A 16,820-nucleotide genomic window follows, 5' to 3' on the forward strand; every position below is an offset into this window, starting at 1 on the left:
GTCACCGGTCCCTCAGATCAGGAACGTGTGCAGCCTTCGGGCCTCCCTGACGAAGTTGTTCGAGGCGCGGCGCTGGGCGATCTCGGCGACGCAGGCCACCGCCCCGCGCGCCCCCGCCCACCGGGCGGCCCGCAGGGCGAAGGTGAGCCCCTGCGCGTGCCGGGTGTGCGTCCGCTCCCCCGGCCCCGGCAGGAACCCGGCCAGGAACCCCGTCATGATCCGCCACACCTCCCGGTGAGCGCCGAGCGCCGCCGCGCTCTCCAGCGTCTCGAACACCGGGCCCGGTTTGAGCTCCGTCCGGCGGACCAGCAGCGCGAGCTGCCGTCCCACCTCCTCGGCGGCGAGCTCGCCCCTGGCGGCCAGCTCCACGAGCGGCCTGGCGCGCTCCTCCGGGTCGGCGCTCCAGGCCCGGTCGGCCACGAAGTACGCCTGCACCAGCGCGGCCGCCTCGCCCATCGGCCCGTCCGCCCCCGCGAGCGCCCGCGCCTGGGCCGGCGCGGTGCGGGCCCGCAACCACCGCTCGGTCAGATGCGGCACGAGGTACGCCGCGACGGCCTCCCGGTCGGACGGCATCAGGTACGGCCACCAGCTCAGGTACCCGTCGTGCTCCTTCAACCGGTGCTCCACGGGCCCGCCCAGCAGCTCCGCGACGACCTGCAGCCCGCCGACCGGCAGCCCGTCGCCCGGTGGCGGGGCCGGGTGGAGGTGGGCCGTCAGCTCGTGGAGCACCGATCCCGTCGCGGCCGGCTCGCGGTCCTCGCGGTACACCCGCCTGTCGCCGCACCCCGGCGTTCCCGCCGGCGGGTAGTACCACCAGGCGATCTCCGCGACGGGCTCGGGCCGGTCGCCGCTCAACCAGCGTGCCACCGCCCGCCCCGCCGCCGACGTGAGCCGCCCGGCCCGCGCCACCACCCCGGGCTCGGTCCGGCGCGGCAGCCGCAGCAGCGCCTGGCCCAGATCCGCGGGCAGCGCCTCGACACCCGCGCGCTCGTACCCCGCCAGCCGCTCCACCAGCACCGCGCCGTCCAACCGGCCCGTCATCGAGGTGGGCTCGGCCAGCAGGTACGGCGGCAGCGTCCCCGCCCCGATCGCCTCGCACACCTCGGCCCAGCGCCGCAACAGGAACAGGTGCGGCCCCGGCACCTCACCGGCCTGGGGCAACCGCGAGAACCCCTCACCGGGCCCGGGCCCACCGGCCGCCTGGAACATCTCACCCGCCTGGAGCCCCTCACTCCCCGCCGCACCGCCGCGACTCTCTGCCGCATCACCGGAGTTACCGGGGCCCGCCGTCACCAGCCGGGCGATCTCCCACGCCCAGTGCCAGACCGCCTGCCACCGCCCCGCCGGCGGCGCCACGCCCGGCATCAGCCCGGCCAGCCGGGCCGCCAGCCCGTCGCGATCGCTCCCGTACAGCCGCACGACCCCGGCCAGCCACAGCTCGGCGGCCTCCCACCGGCTCCCGTCCGGCAGGGCCTCCATCTCGCCCGCCACCACCACGGGCGCGGGGAACGCGGCGGCGGCGACCGGCGCGGGCAGCGGCACCGGCACGAACCGGCCGGACTCGCGCGGATCCTCGGCGACCTCCCCGCCGAACACCGAGGCCAGCGTCTCCCCCAGCTCCTGCGGCAGCACCGCGGCCGCCTCCCGGACCGCCCGCCCGCCGGCCTCGCCGAACCGCTTGGCGTGCTTGACCGCCAGCCGCACCGCCCGCCCCTGCACGTCGGCGGACTCGCAGGCGAACGCGTACCCCAGGGCGGGCGCCAGCGACTCCAGCTCCGCCGCCGGATCGCGGGCGAGCTCGTCGAGCCAGGTGAGCCCGGCCGTCAGCAGCTTGCGCTCGCCGCGCGACAGCAGCGCCCGCACCGCCTCGGTCACCTCGCCGGGGTCGAGGTCCGCCAGCCGCCGCAGGTGCCTGAGCACCGGCTCGGCCACGGCGCCGGGCGCGACGGGCAGCAGCCGCAGGTAGTCGTGGCGCCGCTTGCTCACCTCGTCGTACGTGGGATCGAGCAGCTCGTGCAACCGTACGAAGAAGCGCAGGTCGGCGGCCTGCCCGCCACGCAGGAAGCGCCGCAGGCACCCGTCGAGCAGCACGTCGCGCCCGATCCGGCCCTCGGCCTGCAGCTTCCTGAGCGCGGCCAGCCAGCTCCTGGGGGCGGGCGGGTCGGCGCGCTCGTCGCGCAGCAGGGCGCCGACGCCGTCCGCCTCGAACAGCCGGGGCAGGAGATGGTCGAGCAGCGGGTCCTCGCGCAGCTCGGCCGCGATGGGGGTGCCGGTGGCCCAGGCCACCACGAGGGGGTCGTGCCGGGGCGGGGTGGCGCCGGTGCGCCGCAGCATGGTCAGCACCAGCCCGGCCATGGGGTCACGGGTGGCGCGCCTGCGCCCGGTGGTGCGGAGCTTGAGGGTGGCGCGGGTGGCGAAGTCCGCCTGCCAGGCGGCGGGGCGGGCCGAGAGCACGCGTTCGAGCACGGCGGCGGTGCGGCGGTCCCAGGCCCAGCGGTCGTGGAGGTCGCGGCGGTTGAGCCAGGCGACGACGGCCGCGGGCCCGCCGATGGCCGCCGCGCCCGCCACCCGCAGCGGGGCCGCCCAGCTCTCGTCGCCGGAGACCTGCCAGAGGTGCCGGGGGACCTCCCACTGCCGGCGCTCGTGCTCGTGGACGGCGCGGCCGGCGCGTTCCTCGGCCCGTACGTGTTCGCGCCAGGCGGCCTCGGCCTCGCGGGCACGCCTGGTCTCGTACTCGTGCCGGCGGGCGTGCGCGCGTCCCTCGGCCACGGACACGTGGCCGGGCAGGGCGGCGGCCACCTCGCGGCGGGCCCGCTCGTCGAGCGCCAGCACCCGGTCGGCGACCAGGTCGAGGTCCCCGGTGTCGAGCACGGCCACCACCGACTCCCACACCGACTCCTCACCTGCCGTCATGTCGCCCTCGCCGGCCACCTCCTGGGCCGTCACGGTGTGGCCTCCACCGCCAGCCGGGCGGCGATCCTGGCCGAGAGCACGTGCTTGCACGGCCCGCGCGACCCCCGGTGGTCGAACCACCACGGGCACGTGCAGGTCCCGTCGCCGACGCCCACCCGCCGCACACCGCCGTCCGTGGTCACCTCGGCCTGGCCGCCGGGCAGCAGGCGGACGGCGCCGGCGTCGACGAGCTTCCTGGCCGAGGTCAGGCGCGGGTTCAGCTCGGCCACCTGGTCCCGGTCGTAGGGCAGCTCGCGGTGGAAGTGGGCGGCCTCGTGCAGGTCGTACCCGACCCGGCCGGAGGTGCCGAGCTGGGTGAGCGCCGCGCGTACCCGCTCGACGGGCAGGCCGGAGCGGTCGGAGAGCAGCCCGAGCTCGACGGTGGGCTCGAAGTTGAGCAGCATGCCGACCACGTCGGCGTCGGCCCCGGCCTCGTCGGTGGCCAGGTCGTCGAGCACCTGGCCCTCGCCGGAGAAGCCGCGCGACGGCTGGGGCGAGACGGCCAGCGTGTACCGCATGCCGGGCAGCTCCAGCTCCCACGCGCTCGCCGTGGACGAGCCGTCCGCCGGGCCGTAGACCCGCAGCGCCCTGGCGAACCTGAGCAGCGGCATCAGCGTGACCACCCGCCCGGTGCCCGACAGGCACACGCCACCGCGCGCCGCGGCCGACGACAGCCGCAGGTCGCGGCCGGCGGGCACGGCCCAGACCGTGGAGCGGGCCCTCTTGGGCAGCGAGCGCAGGAACCGTACGGCCTGCGGCCCCGCCAGCTCGGCCCGCAGGTCCCACCCGGCCGCCATCACCTGCACCTCGGCGAACCCACGCAGCCACCGCGACGGCAGCGGCACCTTCTTCTCCACCACCGCCCCGTCGAGCGTGGTGACCGTCAGCTCGTCGGCCCCCACGCCCAGGTGCAGCGGGTCCTTGCCGCCGACCCTGGCCAGCGACTCGCGCAGCGGCCCGTTGACGTCGACGTTCGTGGTGCCCCGGTCGAGCACGTCGCCGTCGAGCGCGTGCACGTCGAGCCGGGCGTAGACGCCGCCGCAGGCGGAGAACGACTCGAACCTGAGCCGCTCGCCGTCGCACGTCACGACCGGGTCGCGGGTCCAGCCGGGCCGGGGCTGGTGGTAGCGGGTGAGCGCCACGTCGGCCACGGCGAGCAGCCCGGCGGCGGCCGGGGCGGCGTGCGTGAGCAGCCCGCTGAAGAACCTGGGGTGGGCCTGCGGGCCGGATAACGCCGTGCCACCGAAGGTCGAGAGGCCGAGTCTGCCGCCGGCCAGCACGGAGGGCCCGGTGTAGGTGTATGCCTGTACCGCTGAAGTCATGCCCCGAACCATAGAGATGATCACCGACACAATTCCGGGCCGGTACGTAAACCTTCCGATGTGCGACATGGAGTGCGAAACCACAATGTGCCTGGTGCTCACCGTCGATCTGGCCCATGTCGCCTTCACCCGCTTCACGGTGCCCGCTGACGAGGGGCCCGCCGACGAAGGACCCGCCGACGAGGGGCCCGCCAACGAGGGGCCCGCCGGCGGGTGGGTCAGCGAGGAGCGGCCGATCGGCTTCCCCGCCACCCAGCTCGTCCCGTCGTGGACGGCGCGCACCCCGCCGGGGGCGTGGCTCGAGATCGCGCTGCGGGCCAGGACCACCTCCGGCGACCTCACCAAGTGGTACGTCATGGGCCGCTGGTCCGAGCACGGCCGCCCGCGCACCTCGGTGCCGGGCCAGGGCGACGAGCACGGGGACGTGGCGGTGGACACGTACGTGGCCAGGCGGCCGGTGACGGCCTACCAGGTACGGGTGACCCGGCACGGCGACGGCGCCCGGGTGACCGGGCTGGGCGTGATGGCCTCGGCGCTGCCGCGGCAGCCGCCCGCGCCGAGCGCGCCGGGCTCCGGCGACGCCGTGGAGCTGGCCGTGCCGCCGCGCTCGCAGCACGCGCACGCCGGGCACCACGTGCGCTACGACGGCGGCGGCGTCAACTGGTGCAGCCCCGCCTCGGTCGCCATGGTGCTGGCCTACTGGGGCCGCGGGCCGGCGCCGGGCGAGCTGGCCTGGGTGGGGGACGGCGATCCGGCCCCCGCCGTGGACCACGCGGCGGCGGGCACGTACGACGAGAGCTACCAGGGCACCGGCAACTGGCCGTTCAACGTGGCGTACGCGGGGCGGTTCGGGCTGGCCGGGTTCGTGACGCGGCTGCGGTCGGCGGCGGAGCTGGAGCAGTTCGTACGGGCCGGGATCCCGGTGATCACCTCGCAGTCGTTCAAGGTGCACGAGCTGCCCGGATCCTGCTACTCCACCAGCGGCCACATCCTGGTCGTCACCGGATTCACGGCCGGCGGCGACGTCGTGGTGAACGACCCGGCCGCGCCCCGCGACGCCGAGGTCCGGCGGGTCTACCCGCGGGCGGCGTTCGAGCACGTGTGGCTCAGGAGCTCCGGCAGCGGCGGCATCGCGTACGTGCTCCATCCCCCCGACGTTCCTCTTCCTCCTTGTACCAACGGCAATTGGTGAGTTGATGAGCATTCGACCGATCGACGTGGCCCATACCGATGGCGGCCCCCAGTGGGTGGAGGCGGTGGCCACGCCCTCCGGGATCGAGGTCTGGTGGGACGAGCCCCGCCCGCACGAGGGCGGCAGGCGCTGCGTGGTGCGCCGCCTGCCGGACGGTTCCCGCGTCGACGCGCTCCCCGCGGGCTGGAACGCCCGCAACCGGCTCGTCGAGTACGGCGGCCGCTCCTGGCGCCCGCTGCCCGGCGGCGGCCTGGTCTTCACGAACTGGGCCGACCAGCGCCTCTACCGGCTGGACGGCGGCGATCCCGTGCCGCTCACCCCGGCGGGCCCGGCGCGGTACGGCGACCTCTACCTGCCGCCGGGCAGGGACGAGGTGTGGGCGGTCAGGGAGATCGCCGACGTGCGGGACCTGGTGGCGGTGCCGCTGGACGGCGGCCCCCTCAGGGTCGTCGCCGAAGCCCAGCACTTCCTGATGAATCCCCGCCTCTCCCCGGACGGCCGGTGGGTCGCCTGGATCGGCTGGGACCACCCGAACATGCCGTGGGACGGCACCGAGCTGTGCGTGGCCCCGCTGGCCGAGGACGGCACCGCCGGGCCGTACGAGGTGGTCGCGGGCGGCCCCGCGGAGTCGGTGTTCCAGGCCGAGTGGCGCGACGACACGAGCCTGTACGCGGTGACGGACCCGACCGGCTGGTGGAACGTGCACCTCGTCCCCCTGGACGGCTCCCCCGCCCGCAACCTCACCCCGATGGAGCTGGAGTTCGGCGCGGCGGCCTGGAAACCGGGCCTGACCTGCCTGGCCGTGGCCGAGGACGGCCGCCTGGCCGTCGTCTACGGCACCGCCGACCACCGGCGCCTGGGCGTCCTGGACCCTGGGACCGGTGAGCTGCGGGAGATCGGCGGCGCGGCCACCCACTGGTCGTCGACCGTGTCGGTCGCGGGCGGCAGGGTGGCGGCCGTGGGGGCGACGCCGTACACGCCGCTGGAGGTCACGCTGACCGGCCTGGACGACGGCGCGCACGAGGTGGTGTCGGCGCGCAAGGCGCTGCCGGACCGCGACCTGCTGCCCTCCCCCGAGACGGTGACGGTCGAGGGGGTGCACGCGCACCTGTACCCGCCGTCCGGGGTGCGGGGGCCGGGACCGTACGTGATCTTCGCGCACGGCGGCCCCACCGGGAACCTGCCGGTCATGCTCGACCTGGAGATCGCCTACTTCACCAGCAGGGGCATCGGCGTGGCCGTGGTGAACTACGGCGGCTCCACCGGCTACGGCCGCGCCTACCGGGAGCGGCTGCGCCACCAGTGGGGCGTGGTGGACGTTCAGGACTGCGCCAGGGTCGCGCGCGGCCTGGTCGAGCTGGGCCGGGCCGACGCCGCCAAGCTGGCCATCAGGGGCGGCAGCGCGGGCGGCTGGACCACGGTGGCGGCGCTGGTGCACAGCGACGTGTTCGCGGGCGGGGTGGCGCACTACGCGATCACCGACCCGGAGAGCTGGGCCGCCGAGACGCACGACTTCGAGTCGCGCTACCTGGACGGGCTGGTGGGCCCGCTGCCCGAGACCCGGCAGCGCTACACCGAGCGCTCCCCGCTGCTGAACGCCTTCCGTGCCTCGGGCCCGTGCCTGATGCTGCACGGCCTGGAGGACGCGATCGTGGACGTCTCGCAGGCCGAGCGGTTCACCGCCGAACTGGACAGGCACGGCAAAGAGTGGGCCCTGCTGACCTTCCCCGGCGAGCAGCACGGCTGGCGCAGGGAGGAGACTGTCGTCGCGGTACTGGAGGCGGAGCTGGCCTTCTACGGGCTGATCTTCGGCATGGAGACACCGGAAGTACCGCCGCTGGCGTTGAAGGGGAGAGCATGAAGAGTGTTGCCGAGATCTGCTCGGATCTGATCAGGTTCGACACCACGAACCCGGGCTCGGGCGAGCGCCCGGCCGCCGAGTACGTCGCCACGCTGCTGGCCGACGCGGGCCTGGAGCCGGTGGTGTTCGAGTCGGCGCCCAAGCGGACCACGGTCGTGGCCAGGATGGACGGCGACTCGCCCGACGCGTTGCTCGTGCACGGCCACCTCGACGTGGTGCCCGCGGATCCGGCCGAGTGGCGGATGCACCCGTTCTCGGGCGAGATCGAGGACGGCTGCGTGTACGGGCGGGGCGCGGTCGACATGAAGGGCTCGTGCGCGATGACCCTGGCCACCGTGCTCGGCATGCGGGCCAGGGGCGAGCGGCCGAAGCGGGACCTGGTGCTGGCGTTCCTGGCGGACGAGGAGGCCACCGGCGACTACGGCTCCCGGCACGCCGTGACCGAGCACCGGGAGCTGTTCGACGGGGTGAGCGAGGCCATCAGCGAGTCCGGCGGGTTCAGCGTGGACTCGCAGGGGCACCGGGTGTACCCGATCGCGGTCGGCGAGCGCGGCACCGCCTGGATGAAGCTCACCGCGCACGGCGTGGCCGGGCACGGGTCCCGCCCCGCCGTGGACAATCCGGTCGCGACGCTGGTGCACGCGCTGTCGCAGGTGGCCGCGTACGAGTGGCCGGTACGGCTGACGCCGACGGTCGCGGAGCTCGTCCGGAGGCTGTCGGAGATCACCGGCCGGCCGATCGACCTGGACCGGCTGGACGCCGAGGCGGCCCGGCTCGGGCCGCTGGGCAGCCTGTTCAAGAGCCAGATCCGCAACTCGGCGAACCCGACCATGCTCGACGCCGGCTACAAGGTCAACGTCGTGCCCTCGACGGCCTCCGCGCACGTGGACGGGCGGTTCATGCCGGGGTTGCAGGAGGAGTTCCTGGAGACGATCGACGAGCTGCTCGGGCCGAAGGTCACCCGCGAGTTCGTGAACCTTGAGGACGCGCCCGACGCGCCGTACCCGTCGGCGTTCTTCGACGAGCTGGCCGGGGCGCTGGTGGCCGAGGACTCGCTGGCCCGGCCGGTGCCGTACGTGATGGCCGGGGGGACGGACGCCAAGTCGTTCGCCAGGATCGGCATCAAGGGGTACGGGTTCGCGCCGCTGATGCTCCGGCCCGATCTGGACTACTTCGGGATGTTCCACGGGAAGGACGAGCGGGTGCCGGTGGAGGGGCTGGAGTTCGGCACCCGGGTGCTGACCCGCCTGTTCACGTAGCCCCGCCTGTTCACGTAGCGACCGCGCGGGCGGGCGTCACGCGGCGGTGCGCGCGGGCGGGCCGAACCAGGTGGCGAGGGCGCCGGCCGCCTCGCCCGGCTCGCCCGCCCACGCGGCGTACCCGTCGGGCCGCACCAGCAGCACACTCGCCCCGCCGAGGCCGGAGCCACCCTCGGCCCAGGCGGGCCGCACCCGGTCGCGATACCCGGCCAGCACCTCTCCGAGCCCGCCCGCACCACCCGGCGTCCCGCCCGCACCACCACCAGGCATCACGCCCCGGCCCTCGCCCGGCTTCGCGAGTCCGATGAGCAGGCCGTGCCCGTCCGCCATCAGCTCGGCGACCCCCGCCGCCCCGGCCAGGCGCAGGTCCGGGACGAACCGCCCGGCCAGGGGCTCGGCCGCGCCGGGCGCGTAGTCGATCGCCGTGCCGTCCATCATGCCCGCGAAGTGCCGCCACGCCTCCGGCAGCCCGATCACCTCGCCCAGCACCTCCCGCAGCGCGTCCACCTGCGCCCCCGGCCGCATGAGCGCGACCTGCGCCCGCGCGTTCCGCAGCACCCTGGCCGCCACCGGATGCCGCTCGGCGGTGTACCCGTCGAGCAGGCTCCCGGGCGCGAGCCCCCGCGCCACCAGCCCCAGCCTCCAGCCCAGGTTGAACGCGTCCTGCAGCCCCAGGTTGAGCCCCTGGCCGCCGATCGGCGAGTGCACGTGCGCCGCGTCCCCCGCCAGCAGCACCCGCCCCATCCGGTACGTCTCCACGTGCCGCGCATTGTCGCTGTACCTGATCCCGGTCTCCAGCCGCTCGACCACCACGTCGAGACCGGTCACCCGCCGCAGGCTCTCCTGCAGCTCGGCGGCGGTCACCGGCGCGTCCCGGTCCCCGGGACCGCCGTCGAACTCGATGGCCGCGATCTCCCCCGGCACCAGCGACAGGTTCACCAGCCCGCCGGGCCCGCGCAGCGACGACGTCACCAGGGACGGATCGGCCAGCTCGGCCACCGCCGTCCGCCCGGTCATGGTGGGCGGCGTGCCGTCGAACGCGAACCCCGCCCGCTTGCGCACCACGCTGCGCCCGCCGTCGCAGCCCACCAGGTACGCCCCGCGTACGACCTGCCCGCCGGCGAGCGTGGCCGTGACGGAGGAGTCGTCCTGCGCGACGTCCGTCACCGCCTGTCCCTGCCGGATCCGCACGCCCATCGCGGCGGCGCGCCCGGCGAGGATGTCCTCCAGCCGGTCCTGCTTGAGCATGACGTACGCGGCGCCGCCCGCCGGGTCCAGCAGCGGCAGCCCGGCGAAGTGCCCCCTGATCTGCCCCGTGCGCAGGATCTCCAGCATCAGCGCGACCACGTCGGCCCCCGCGGGGTCCTGACGTTCCCCGGCCGGCACGTCGAGCATCTCCCACTGGGCCCGCTCGACCGGCTCGACCAGCCCGCGCAGGGCCAGCGACTGCAGCGTGCGCGCGTTGAGCGAGCGCAGCCCGAGGCTGCGCGTCCTGCGCTCCTCGTCGCCGGCCGCCTCCAGGACCAGCGGGTCGGCCCCGGCCAGCTTGAGCTCGCAGGCCAGCAGCAGCCCGACGGGCCCGCCGCCGGCAATGATCACGTCTTCCATCCGCCAACCTCCTACTATGGCCAGGCGGCGCATCGACAGGCCGTCCAGGCCCTCCTCGTCGGCCAGCGCCAAGGCCGCGTCGAGGACCTTCTCCCTGTTCAGCGGGGGTGTTCGCCCAGGTGGAGCTGCCCGACCCGGGACTGCCGTGGCAGGAGCAGATCAGGTCGGCTGCGCTGAGCATGTACCGGGCGTTCCGCCGCCATCCGGTGGTGCCGCTGGCGCTGGTGACCGACCGCGCCAACCCGACCTCCGTACAGGCCATGTCGCGGGTGGACGCGCTGGTCGGGGCCCTGTACGCGGGCGGGTTCGACGACGAGGGCGCCTGGCGGGCACTGGGGGCGGTGAACGCGCTGGTGTACGGGTCCCTGTCGCTGTCCACCGGCGGGTTCGCGGGGAACACACAGGAGCACGCGGGGGCGGCGGGCGTCGAGGCGTACATCACCGAGCTGAACCCGGTCGCGCTGCCGCACTTCAGCCGGCTGCTGCGCTGGACGCGGGGCGGCGGCGTGGACCCGGAGGCCGACTTCACCCAGGCCCTCGACACTCTGATCCGGGGACTGGAGGATTCCTAGTGGAACAAAGCATTCCGTTCTGATAGAGTGGAGTCATCGACGCCGAAAGGGGCTCCTCATGAGCGACAACATCATCACCAGCGGCTGGGACGTTCTCGACGCCTCGCACGAGGCGCTGCGCCAGGCCGTCGGCGGCGTGCCGGCCGGCGGCTGGAGCCTGCCGACGCCGTGCGCGGGCTGGAGCGTCGCGCACGTCCTCCAGCACGCCGCGGGCGACCAGATCGGCTTCGCCGCCGCCCTCACCGGCGAGCCGGGCCCCTCCTTCGACCCGTTCGCCCCCTCGGGCGTGATCGACGGGGACCCCCGGGCGCTCCTGGAGGACGCGCTGGCGCGCTCGGCCAGGGCCTGGGCCGGGGTGGACCGGGAGGCCGCCGCGGTGCCGACGCCGGTGCCGCCGCACAAGCTGACGCCCTGGTCGGGCTCCGCGGCGTGCGCGCTCGACGCGGGCGTGCACGCCTGGGACATCGCGCTGGCCTGCGGCGGCCCGTCGCCGCTCACCCCTGAGCTGGCCCGGCCCCTGCTGAAGGTGGCCAGGGAGATCGTCGAGCCGCTGCGCGCCTGGGGCGCGTACGCCCCGGAGCTGGCGCCTCTGCCCGGCGACGACGACGTGGCCGCGCTGCTGCGCTACCTCGGCCGCGACCCCCTCTGGGCTCCGGCCTCCTGAATCGTCAGGCGAACTTGCTCTTCGGCCGCTCCTGCAGCTCGCCGTCCACGTACACGTCGAGCTTCTCGTCGTAGAACGCGATCAGCCCGGCGACCTTCGTGCTCTCGGGCAGCGGCGTCCGGTACGACCACGCCAGGTCCTTCTTGCCGTTGACCGTCCAGTACTCCGCCGTGCCCTTGTAGGGGCAGTGCGTCGCCGTGTCGGTGGGCTCCAGCAGGTCCAGCCGCACGTCGGTCTTCGGCAGGTAGTACCGGGCGGGCAGGCCGGTCTCGAAGAGGATGCGCGGGTTGCGGGAGTCGGCCACGGTCACGCCGTCGACCTCGATCCGCACGTGGCGCGAGCTGTTCAGGACGTCCACCCTGGTGTACGGGTCGCGGGCGTGGAAGAACACCTCCTCGTCCTCCTCGAACCAGGCGTCCATCGCGTCCCACTCGAAACGCACGAACCCCCGGATCTGCTCCAGCGGCGACTCGGGGTAGGCCAGCGCCGCGTCGGCGGCCTCCGCGGTGCCCGAGGTGACGGTGTAGACGACCGCGTCGCCCCTGCTCGGGGAGTGCTTGGTGGCTCCCGTGGCCTTCAGCGCGGACTGCTCCACGTCTGCCGGCGGGAAGTAGTAGGTGGGATAGTACGGGACTTCCCACACCAGCAGGGCGGAGGTGGTGTCGGCCACCACCCGGCCGCCCAGATAGGTTCGCACGCGCTTGGCGGTGCGCTCGACACGCACCTTGCCGCGGTTCGTGGCATCCATGTTCGCGGCAACCCCGCCGGCCGCGCTCCTATTCCACCGGTACGGGCTCCCGTTCCGCCGGTACGGGGTCCTGCGACGCCGGTACAGGCCCCTTTTCGCCGGTACGGGCTCAGCCCACGCCGAAGGCGCTCAGGGTCGCCCAGGTCGTGAGGGTGCCCACCGCCGCCCCGGCGGCCACCTGGGCCCAGGTGTGGTGCGTGAGACGTACCCTCGCCCAGCACACCAGCCCCACGACGGCGGCCCCCGCGATCGCGGTCGGCCACGCGGGCAGGACATGGCCGAGCACCACGACCGTGCCGGCGGAGACGGCGGCGTGGAAGGAGATCTTCCACCGCAACGTGATCGGCACGGTCACGCCCAGGGCGACCAGCATCGCCGTCACGGTGGCGACGAGCAACGTCGGCGCGCCCATCACGACCAGCAGCGCCAGCGCCACCAGCACGGCCGCCACGGCCGCGAGCAGCGGGCCGGTGCGGCGGGCGCGGTCCACGATGTGGTGGGAGTCGAGCCTGCCCGACCGCACGCCCACCGCGATCACCGCCGCCGGCACCCCGCCGCAGAACGCCGACGCCACCAGCCCCCACGCCGCCCCCGCCCAGCCCTGGGCCAGCAGGCCGACGAGCGGCGGCATGACGATCACCAGCACCTGCGGTGCCAGCACGTTCGTCACCCGTCTCGCCACCAGGTCGGCCGTCATGTCAGGAAAGATTACGCGATCATGGCACCCGCACCCCGCAACGGGGCCACGTGACCGGCGGTGCCAACGGCTCACCCGCCAACGACCCGCGCGGCGGACGGGTGGCAGACGGGTGCCGGCGGCTTGCCCGCCAACGGCCCGCGCAGTGGCGGTAGCGGCGGGTCGTCCGCGACGGCCCCGCGCGGCGGACGGTGGCGGCGGGTCGTCCGCTAGCGGCCCGTGCGGCGGCGGTGGCGGGCGGGGCGTTCCGGGGCCGGGGACGGCTCCGGGCGGGAGGGCGCGTCGGGGCGCGGCTGCGGCGTGAAGAAGCCACCACGCGAGGCGGCGCCGTCCTCACGCGCGGGCGGCGCAGCGGACGCGATCCCACGGCGGCCAAGCGGCGCGGGCTCCGGCGCGAAGAACCCGTCGTGCTCGTGGGGGTCCGGCCGCCGGGAGAAGAAGTCCTCGTCGGGGTCCGGCTGCCGGGAGAAGAAGTCCTCCTGCTCGGCCTCGTGCGCGTGCGCCCCGAAGGGCTCCCCGCCCCGACCCGGCTCCCGGGAGAGCGCATCCGCGAGTCGCCGGGAGGCCGTCAGGGCGGCCAGCGCCGTCGTGATGGGAACGGCCGCGATGAGCCCGAGCGTGCCGACGACGCTGCGGACGATCTCCTGCGCGATGACCGGCGTCGACAGAACCTCTCCCAATGGCTGCTCCCCGATGCTGAACAGCAGCAGCAACGGCAGCGACGCCCCCGCGTACGCCAGGATGATGGTGTTGATCACCGAGGCGATGTGCGCCCGCCCGATCCGGCTCGCGGCCCGGTAGAGCTTGGCGAAGCCGTACGACGGGTTGGCGTGGGCCAGCTCGGCCACCGTCACCGACTGCGTGACCGTGACGTCGTCGAGCACCCCGAGAGCGCCGATGATGATGCTGGCCAGCAGCAGCCCCTGCGTGTCGATGGACAGGCTCATGTCCAGGGCCAGCGCGCTGTCGTCGGTGATGCCGTTGAGCCGGGCGAACCCCAGCGCCGCGTACGACAGCACCCCGGTCAGCGCGAGGCTGGCCAGCGTCCCGAGCACGGCCACGGACGTGGTGAGCGAGAAGCCGTGCGTCAGGTAGAGCACCGCCAGCATGATCGCCGACGCGCCCACGATGGCCACCAGCATGGGCGGCCGCCCCTCCAGGATGCCGGGGATCACGAACGTCAGCAGCAGCACGAACGTGACCGCCAGCCCCACCAGCGCCGTCACCCCCCGCCACCGCCCGAAGGCGATCACCGCCAGCGCGAAAGCCGCCCCGAACAGCCACAGCGGCAGCCCCCGGTCGTGATCGGAGATCTGGTAGGCGCCGTCGGCCCCGCGCAGCAGGATCACGTCGTCGCCCGTGCCGAAGTGCTGCGCCCCGGGCCCGCTGGGCAGGCGGAGCTCGACGTCCTGGCCCTCGTCGGGCCCCTCGCCGACCTTCACGACGGCGTTCCCGCAGGTGGCGGGGTCGTGCTGGGGCGTGCCCTCGGTGGCGGCCGGGCACGTCTTGAGCGTGACGCCGACGACCGTGCCGCTCAGCCGCTGCACGCCGGACTGCGCCGGCGCGGCCTCCTTCCCGCCGGACGGCCAGAGCCACACCAGGGCGATCAGCGTGACGACGGCCAGCGGCACCAGGACGGCCAGGCCGGCCACCACGGTACGCCGCGAGCTGGGGACGGCGGTGCCGTGCGCGTGGTTGGCGCCCATCGCGTGAAAGATCCTCCGAAGTGTGACGAACAGGGGTGACGAATCAGGGGTGACGAACAGGAGTGACGAACTAGGACAGTTGTACTGCACGCGGCCCCGCAGGGTAGGCCAGATGCCATGACACGGCTGGTGGGCACCTCCGGGTGGCAGTACAAGGACTGGCGCGGGGTCCTGTATCCGGAGGGCGTGCCGCAGCGGCTCTGGCTGGAGACGTACGCGGCCGAGTTCGCCACCGTGGAGAGCAACAACGCCTTCTACCGGCTGCCGAGCCCGGAGTCGTTCGCCGCCTGGCGGGAGCGTACGCCGCCGGGGTTCGTGATGGCGGTGAAGGCCAGCAGGTTCCTCACCCACATCAAGCGGCTGGCCGAGCCGGAGGAGCCGGTCGCGCGCCTGATGGGCGCCGCCGCGGGGCTGAAGGAGAAGCTCGGCCCGATCCTGCTGCAGCTCCCGCCGACACTGAAGGCCGATCCGGCCAGGCTGGACCGGTGCCTGGGCTGCTTCCCCGCGGGGGTTCGGGTGGCCGTGGAGCCGCGCCACGACTCCTGGTGGACGGAGGAGGTGCGGGGGCTCCTGGCCGCGCGGGGTGCCGCCCTGTGCTGGGCCGACCGGCTGGGCCGGCCGCTGAGCCCGCTGTGGCGTACGACCGGCTGGGGTTACGTGCGCCTGCACCAGGGCCGGTCCGGCTGGGCGTACGGCGAGGGCGCGCTGCGGACCTGGGCCGCGCGGGTGCGCGAGGCGGGCTGGGAGGACGCGTTCGTCTACTTCAACAACGATCCGGGAGGGGCGGCCGTGCGGAACGCGAGACGATTTGTCAGACTCGCCTAGTGCACACGCGGCTTTACCGGAACGGCGTCCTGGAGAAGGAAGGCTTCCCGATCGAGGAGGTCTCCGACCACGTGGCGGACCCGGCGAACGCGGTCTGGTTCGACCTGTGCGCCCCGTCGCCCGACCAGCTCTCCCTGATCGGCGAGGAGCTGGGGCTGCACGAGCTGGCGGTCGAGGACGTCCTCACCGACCATCAGCGGCCGAAGGTGGACGTCTACGACAACCACCTGTTCATCACCGTGTACGGGCTGCACCTGGAGCAGGGCCGGCTCGTCCCCGTCGAGGTGGACGTCTTCGTCACCGCGAACGCCCTGGTCACCGTGCGGGAGAACGACCGTTTCGACATCGGCGGGGTGGTCAGGCGCTGGGACGCGGGCGCCCGCATGGCCCGCCACGGCGTCACGTTCCTGCTGCACGGCCTGCTCGACTACGTCGTGGACCAGCACTTCGACCTGGTGCAGGACCTCGACGGGCAGGTCGAGGCGATGGAGGAGGCGCTGTTCGTGCAGGGCGTGCGCGAGAGCAGGGCGCTGCAGCACTCCATGTACCTGCTGCGCAAGGACACCACCAAGCTGCGCAGGATCACCTTCCCGATGCGCGAGGTGGTCGGCACCCTGCTCCGCCGCGACCAGGACCTCGTCGCCGACCCCGTCATGAAGCCGTACTTCGAGGACGTCTACGACCACGTCCTGCGCGTCACCGAGTGGGTGGAGTCCATCCGCGACATGCTCGCGAACGTGCGCGAGACCCGCCTGTCGCAGCAGGGCTTCCGGCTGAACGAGATCATGAAGCGGGTCACGAGCTGGGCCGCGATCATCGCCGTGCCGACCGCGATCACCGGCTTCTACGGCCAGAACGTGCCCTATCCGGGGACGGGGGAGCCGATCGGCTTCTGGACGTCCTCGGTGCTGGTGGCGCTGGCCTCAGCGGGACTGTACGCGGTGTTCAAGAAGAAGGACTGGCTGTAGGGCCGCGAAGGTTCCGGGGCAGGGCCGGCTCGTGACCCGCCGGGTGTGCACGAGTGACAGCCGCACCTCGCCGGCGCCCGAGGCCGGGTAGAGAGGCAGGCAGCGCCCGCCCGAGATGACCGTCCTGCGGCCGATGGAGGTGGTCAGCAGCGACAGTTCCTCGTACGTGGCGGGCTCGGCCAGCCGCAGCAGCCACAGGCCTCCCGGCAGGCGCACCCGCTCGCCCTCGACCGCGTAGTAGTCCAGCACGCCCTCGTTGACGGACACGACGGCCCGCATGGTGAAGCGGGGGCCGTCGACGGTGAAGAGCTCGGCGGAGGGGGCTCGGTAGATCGAATGGACGTACCCGATCCCGAACCCCCGGGAGACGGGGAGGCCGTTGGCGGTGAGGCGCCCGGCGCCGTCGCCGGTGCCGAGCGCCGTCACCGCCGCGAGCGCCAGGAGCA

14 protein-coding genes are annotated in these 16,820 nt (G+C 74.3%); 7 read left to right on the forward strand and 7 right to left on the reverse strand.

Annotated elements, in window-relative coordinates:
• Nucleotides 1-12 precede the first annotated feature (12 nt).
• Together HD593_RS36530 and HD593_RS36535 are read right to left on the reverse strand one after the other, a co-directional pair.
• Entirely contained in the window at nt 13-2,946 is a 2,934-nt protein-coding gene (locus tag HD593_RS36530; protein ID WP_185106485.1) for a DUF6493 family protein, read from the reverse strand.
• Nucleotides 2,943-4,274, reverse strand: coding sequence for an SWIM zinc finger family protein (locus HD593_RS36535; protein WP_185106486.1), 1,332 nt, complete (start codon nt 4,272-4,274; stop codon nt 2,943-2,945). The genes HD593_RS36530 and HD593_RS36535 overlap by 4 nt, the downstream gene beginning before the upstream one ends.
• 85 nt (nt 4,275-4,359) lie before the next feature.
• On the opposite strand from HD593_RS36535, the gene HD593_RS36540 reads away from it, so the two are divergent.
• From HD593_RS36540 to HD593_RS36550, 3 genes are read left to right on the forward strand one after another with little or no spacing between them, the layout of a single operon-like run.
• Entirely contained in the window at nt 4,360-5,466 is a 1,107-nt protein-coding gene (locus HD593_RS36540; protein WP_185112345.1) for a C39 family peptidase, read from the forward strand.
• Nucleotides 5,467-5,470: 4 nt separating this feature from the next.
• The gene (locus HD593_RS36545; RefSeq protein WP_185106487.1) at nt 5,471-7,327 is read left to right on the forward strand and encodes a dipeptidyl-peptidase 5; all 1,857 of its coding nucleotides are present in this window, start codon (nt 5,471-5,473) and stop codon (nt 7,325-7,327) included.
• On the forward strand, nt 7,324-8,586 hold the full coding sequence (locus tag HD593_RS36550) for a M20/M25/M40 family metallo-hydrolase (RefSeq protein ID WP_185106488.1): 1,263 nt from the start codon (nt 7,324-7,326) through the stop codon (nt 8,584-8,586). Before HD593_RS36545 ends, HD593_RS36550 begins: the two co-directional genes overlap by 4 nt.
• A 36-nt stretch (nt 8,587-8,622) precedes the next feature.
• Here the strand turns inward: HD593_RS36550 and HD593_RS36555 are convergent, their stop codons facing one another.
• On the reverse strand, nt 8,623-10,266 hold the full coding sequence (locus tag HD593_RS36555) for an FAD-dependent monooxygenase (protein ID WP_221525168.1): 1,644 nt from the start codon (nt 10,264-10,266) through the stop codon (nt 8,623-8,625).
• Nucleotides 10,267-10,301: 35 nt separating this feature from the next.
• Here HD593_RS36555 and HD593_RS36560 point away from each other — a divergent pair, with 35 nt between their 5' ends.
• Both HD593_RS36560 and HD593_RS36565 read left to right on the forward strand, forming a co-directional pair.
• A complete protein-coding gene (locus tag HD593_RS36560) occupies nt 10,302-10,766 on the forward strand; it encodes a TetR/AcrR family transcriptional regulator C-terminal domain-containing protein (RefSeq protein ID WP_185106489.1) in 465 nt (154 codons plus the stop codon).
• A gap of 58 nt (nt 10,767-10,824) precedes the next feature.
• On the forward strand, nt 10,825-11,430 hold the full coding sequence (locus HD593_RS36565; RefSeq protein ID WP_185106490.1) for a TIGR03086 family metal-binding protein: 606 nt from the start codon (nt 10,825-10,827) through the stop codon (nt 11,428-11,430).
• Between the two features lie 4 nt (nt 11,431-11,434).
• Here HD593_RS36565 and HD593_RS36570 read toward each other — a convergent pair whose 3' ends face one another.
• From HD593_RS36570 to HD593_RS36580, 3 genes are all read right to left on the reverse strand, one after another.
• On the reverse strand, nt 11,435-12,178 hold the full coding sequence (locus HD593_RS36570; protein ID WP_185106491.1) for a DUF427 domain-containing protein: 744 nt from the start codon (nt 12,176-12,178) through the stop codon (nt 11,435-11,437).
• Nucleotides 12,179-12,287: 109 nt separating this feature from the next.
• Complete coding sequence (locus HD593_RS36575) at nt 12,288-12,875, reverse strand: hypothetical protein (RefSeq protein WP_185106492.1); 588 nt, start codon at nt 12,873-12,875, stop codon at nt 12,288-12,290.
• Between the two features lie 209 nt (nt 12,876-13,084).
• Entirely contained in the window at nt 13,085-14,581 is a 1,497-nt protein-coding gene (locus HD593_RS36580; protein WP_185106493.1) for a YibE/F family protein, read from the reverse strand.
• Nucleotides 14,582-14,698: 117 nt separating this feature from the next.
• Here HD593_RS36580 and HD593_RS36585 point away from each other — a divergent pair, with 117 nt between their 5' ends.
• Together HD593_RS36585 and HD593_RS36590 are read left to right on the forward strand one after the other, a co-directional pair.
• On the forward strand, nt 14,699-15,406 hold the full coding sequence (locus HD593_RS36585; protein WP_185106494.1) for a DUF72 domain-containing protein: 708 nt from the start codon (nt 14,699-14,701) through the stop codon (nt 15,404-15,406).
• The gene (locus tag HD593_RS36590; protein ID WP_312903952.1) at nt 15,406-16,374 is read left to right on the forward strand and encodes a magnesium transporter CorA family protein; all 969 of its coding nucleotides are present in this window, start codon (nt 15,406-15,408) and stop codon (nt 16,372-16,374) included. Before HD593_RS36585 ends, HD593_RS36590 begins: the two co-directional genes overlap by 1 nt.
• Here the strand turns inward: HD593_RS36590 and HD593_RS36595 are convergent.
• Nucleotides 16,330-16,800 (reverse strand): DUF1850 domain-containing protein, encoded by a 471-nt coding sequence (locus HD593_RS36595; RefSeq protein ID WP_185106495.1) that lies wholly within the window; start codon nt 16,798-16,800, stop codon nt 16,330-16,332. The two genes, HD593_RS36590 and HD593_RS36595, sit on opposite strands and share 45 nt — an antisense overlap.
• Between the last annotated feature and the right edge of the window lie 20 nt (nt 16,801-16,820).

This window comes from Nonomuraea rubra (genome assembly GCF_014207985.1).
Lineage (GTDB): Bacteria > Actinomycetota > Actinomycetes > Streptosporangiales > Streptosporangiaceae > Nonomuraea > Nonomuraea rubra.

Coding starts and splice junctions, on each gene's coding strand:
- HD593_RS36540 (WP_185112345.1), top strand. CDS start 4,360: ATGTGCCTGGTGCTCACCGTCGATCTGGCCCATGTCGCCTTCACCCGC.
- HD593_RS36545 (WP_185106487.1), top strand. CDS start 5,471: ATGAGCATTCGACCGATCGACGTGGCCCATACCGATGGCGGCCCCCAG.
- HD593_RS36535 (WP_185106486.1), bottom strand. CDS start 4,274: ATGACTTCAGCGGTACAGGCATACACCTACACCGGGCCCTCCGTGCTG.
- HD593_RS36550 (WP_185106488.1), top strand. CDS start 7,324: ATGAAGAGTGTTGCCGAGATCTGCTCGGATCTGATCAGGTTCGACACC.
- HD593_RS36580 (WP_185106493.1), bottom strand. CDS start 14,581: ATGGGCGCCAACCACGCGCACGGCACCGCCGTCCCCAGCTCGCGGCGT.
- HD593_RS36565 (WP_185106490.1), top strand. CDS start 10,825: ATGAGCGACAACATCATCACCAGCGGCTGGGACGTTCTCGACGCCTCG.
- HD593_RS36570 (WP_185106491.1), bottom strand. CDS start 12,178: ATGGATGCCACGAACCGCGGCAAGGTGCGTGTCGAGCGCACCGCCAAG.
- HD593_RS36575 (WP_185106492.1), bottom strand. CDS start 12,875: ATGACGGCCGACCTGGTGGCGAGACGGGTGACGAACGTGCTGGCACCG.
- HD593_RS36585 (WP_185106494.1), top strand. CDS start 14,699: ATGACACGGCTGGTGGGCACCTCCGGGTGGCAGTACAAGGACTGGCGC.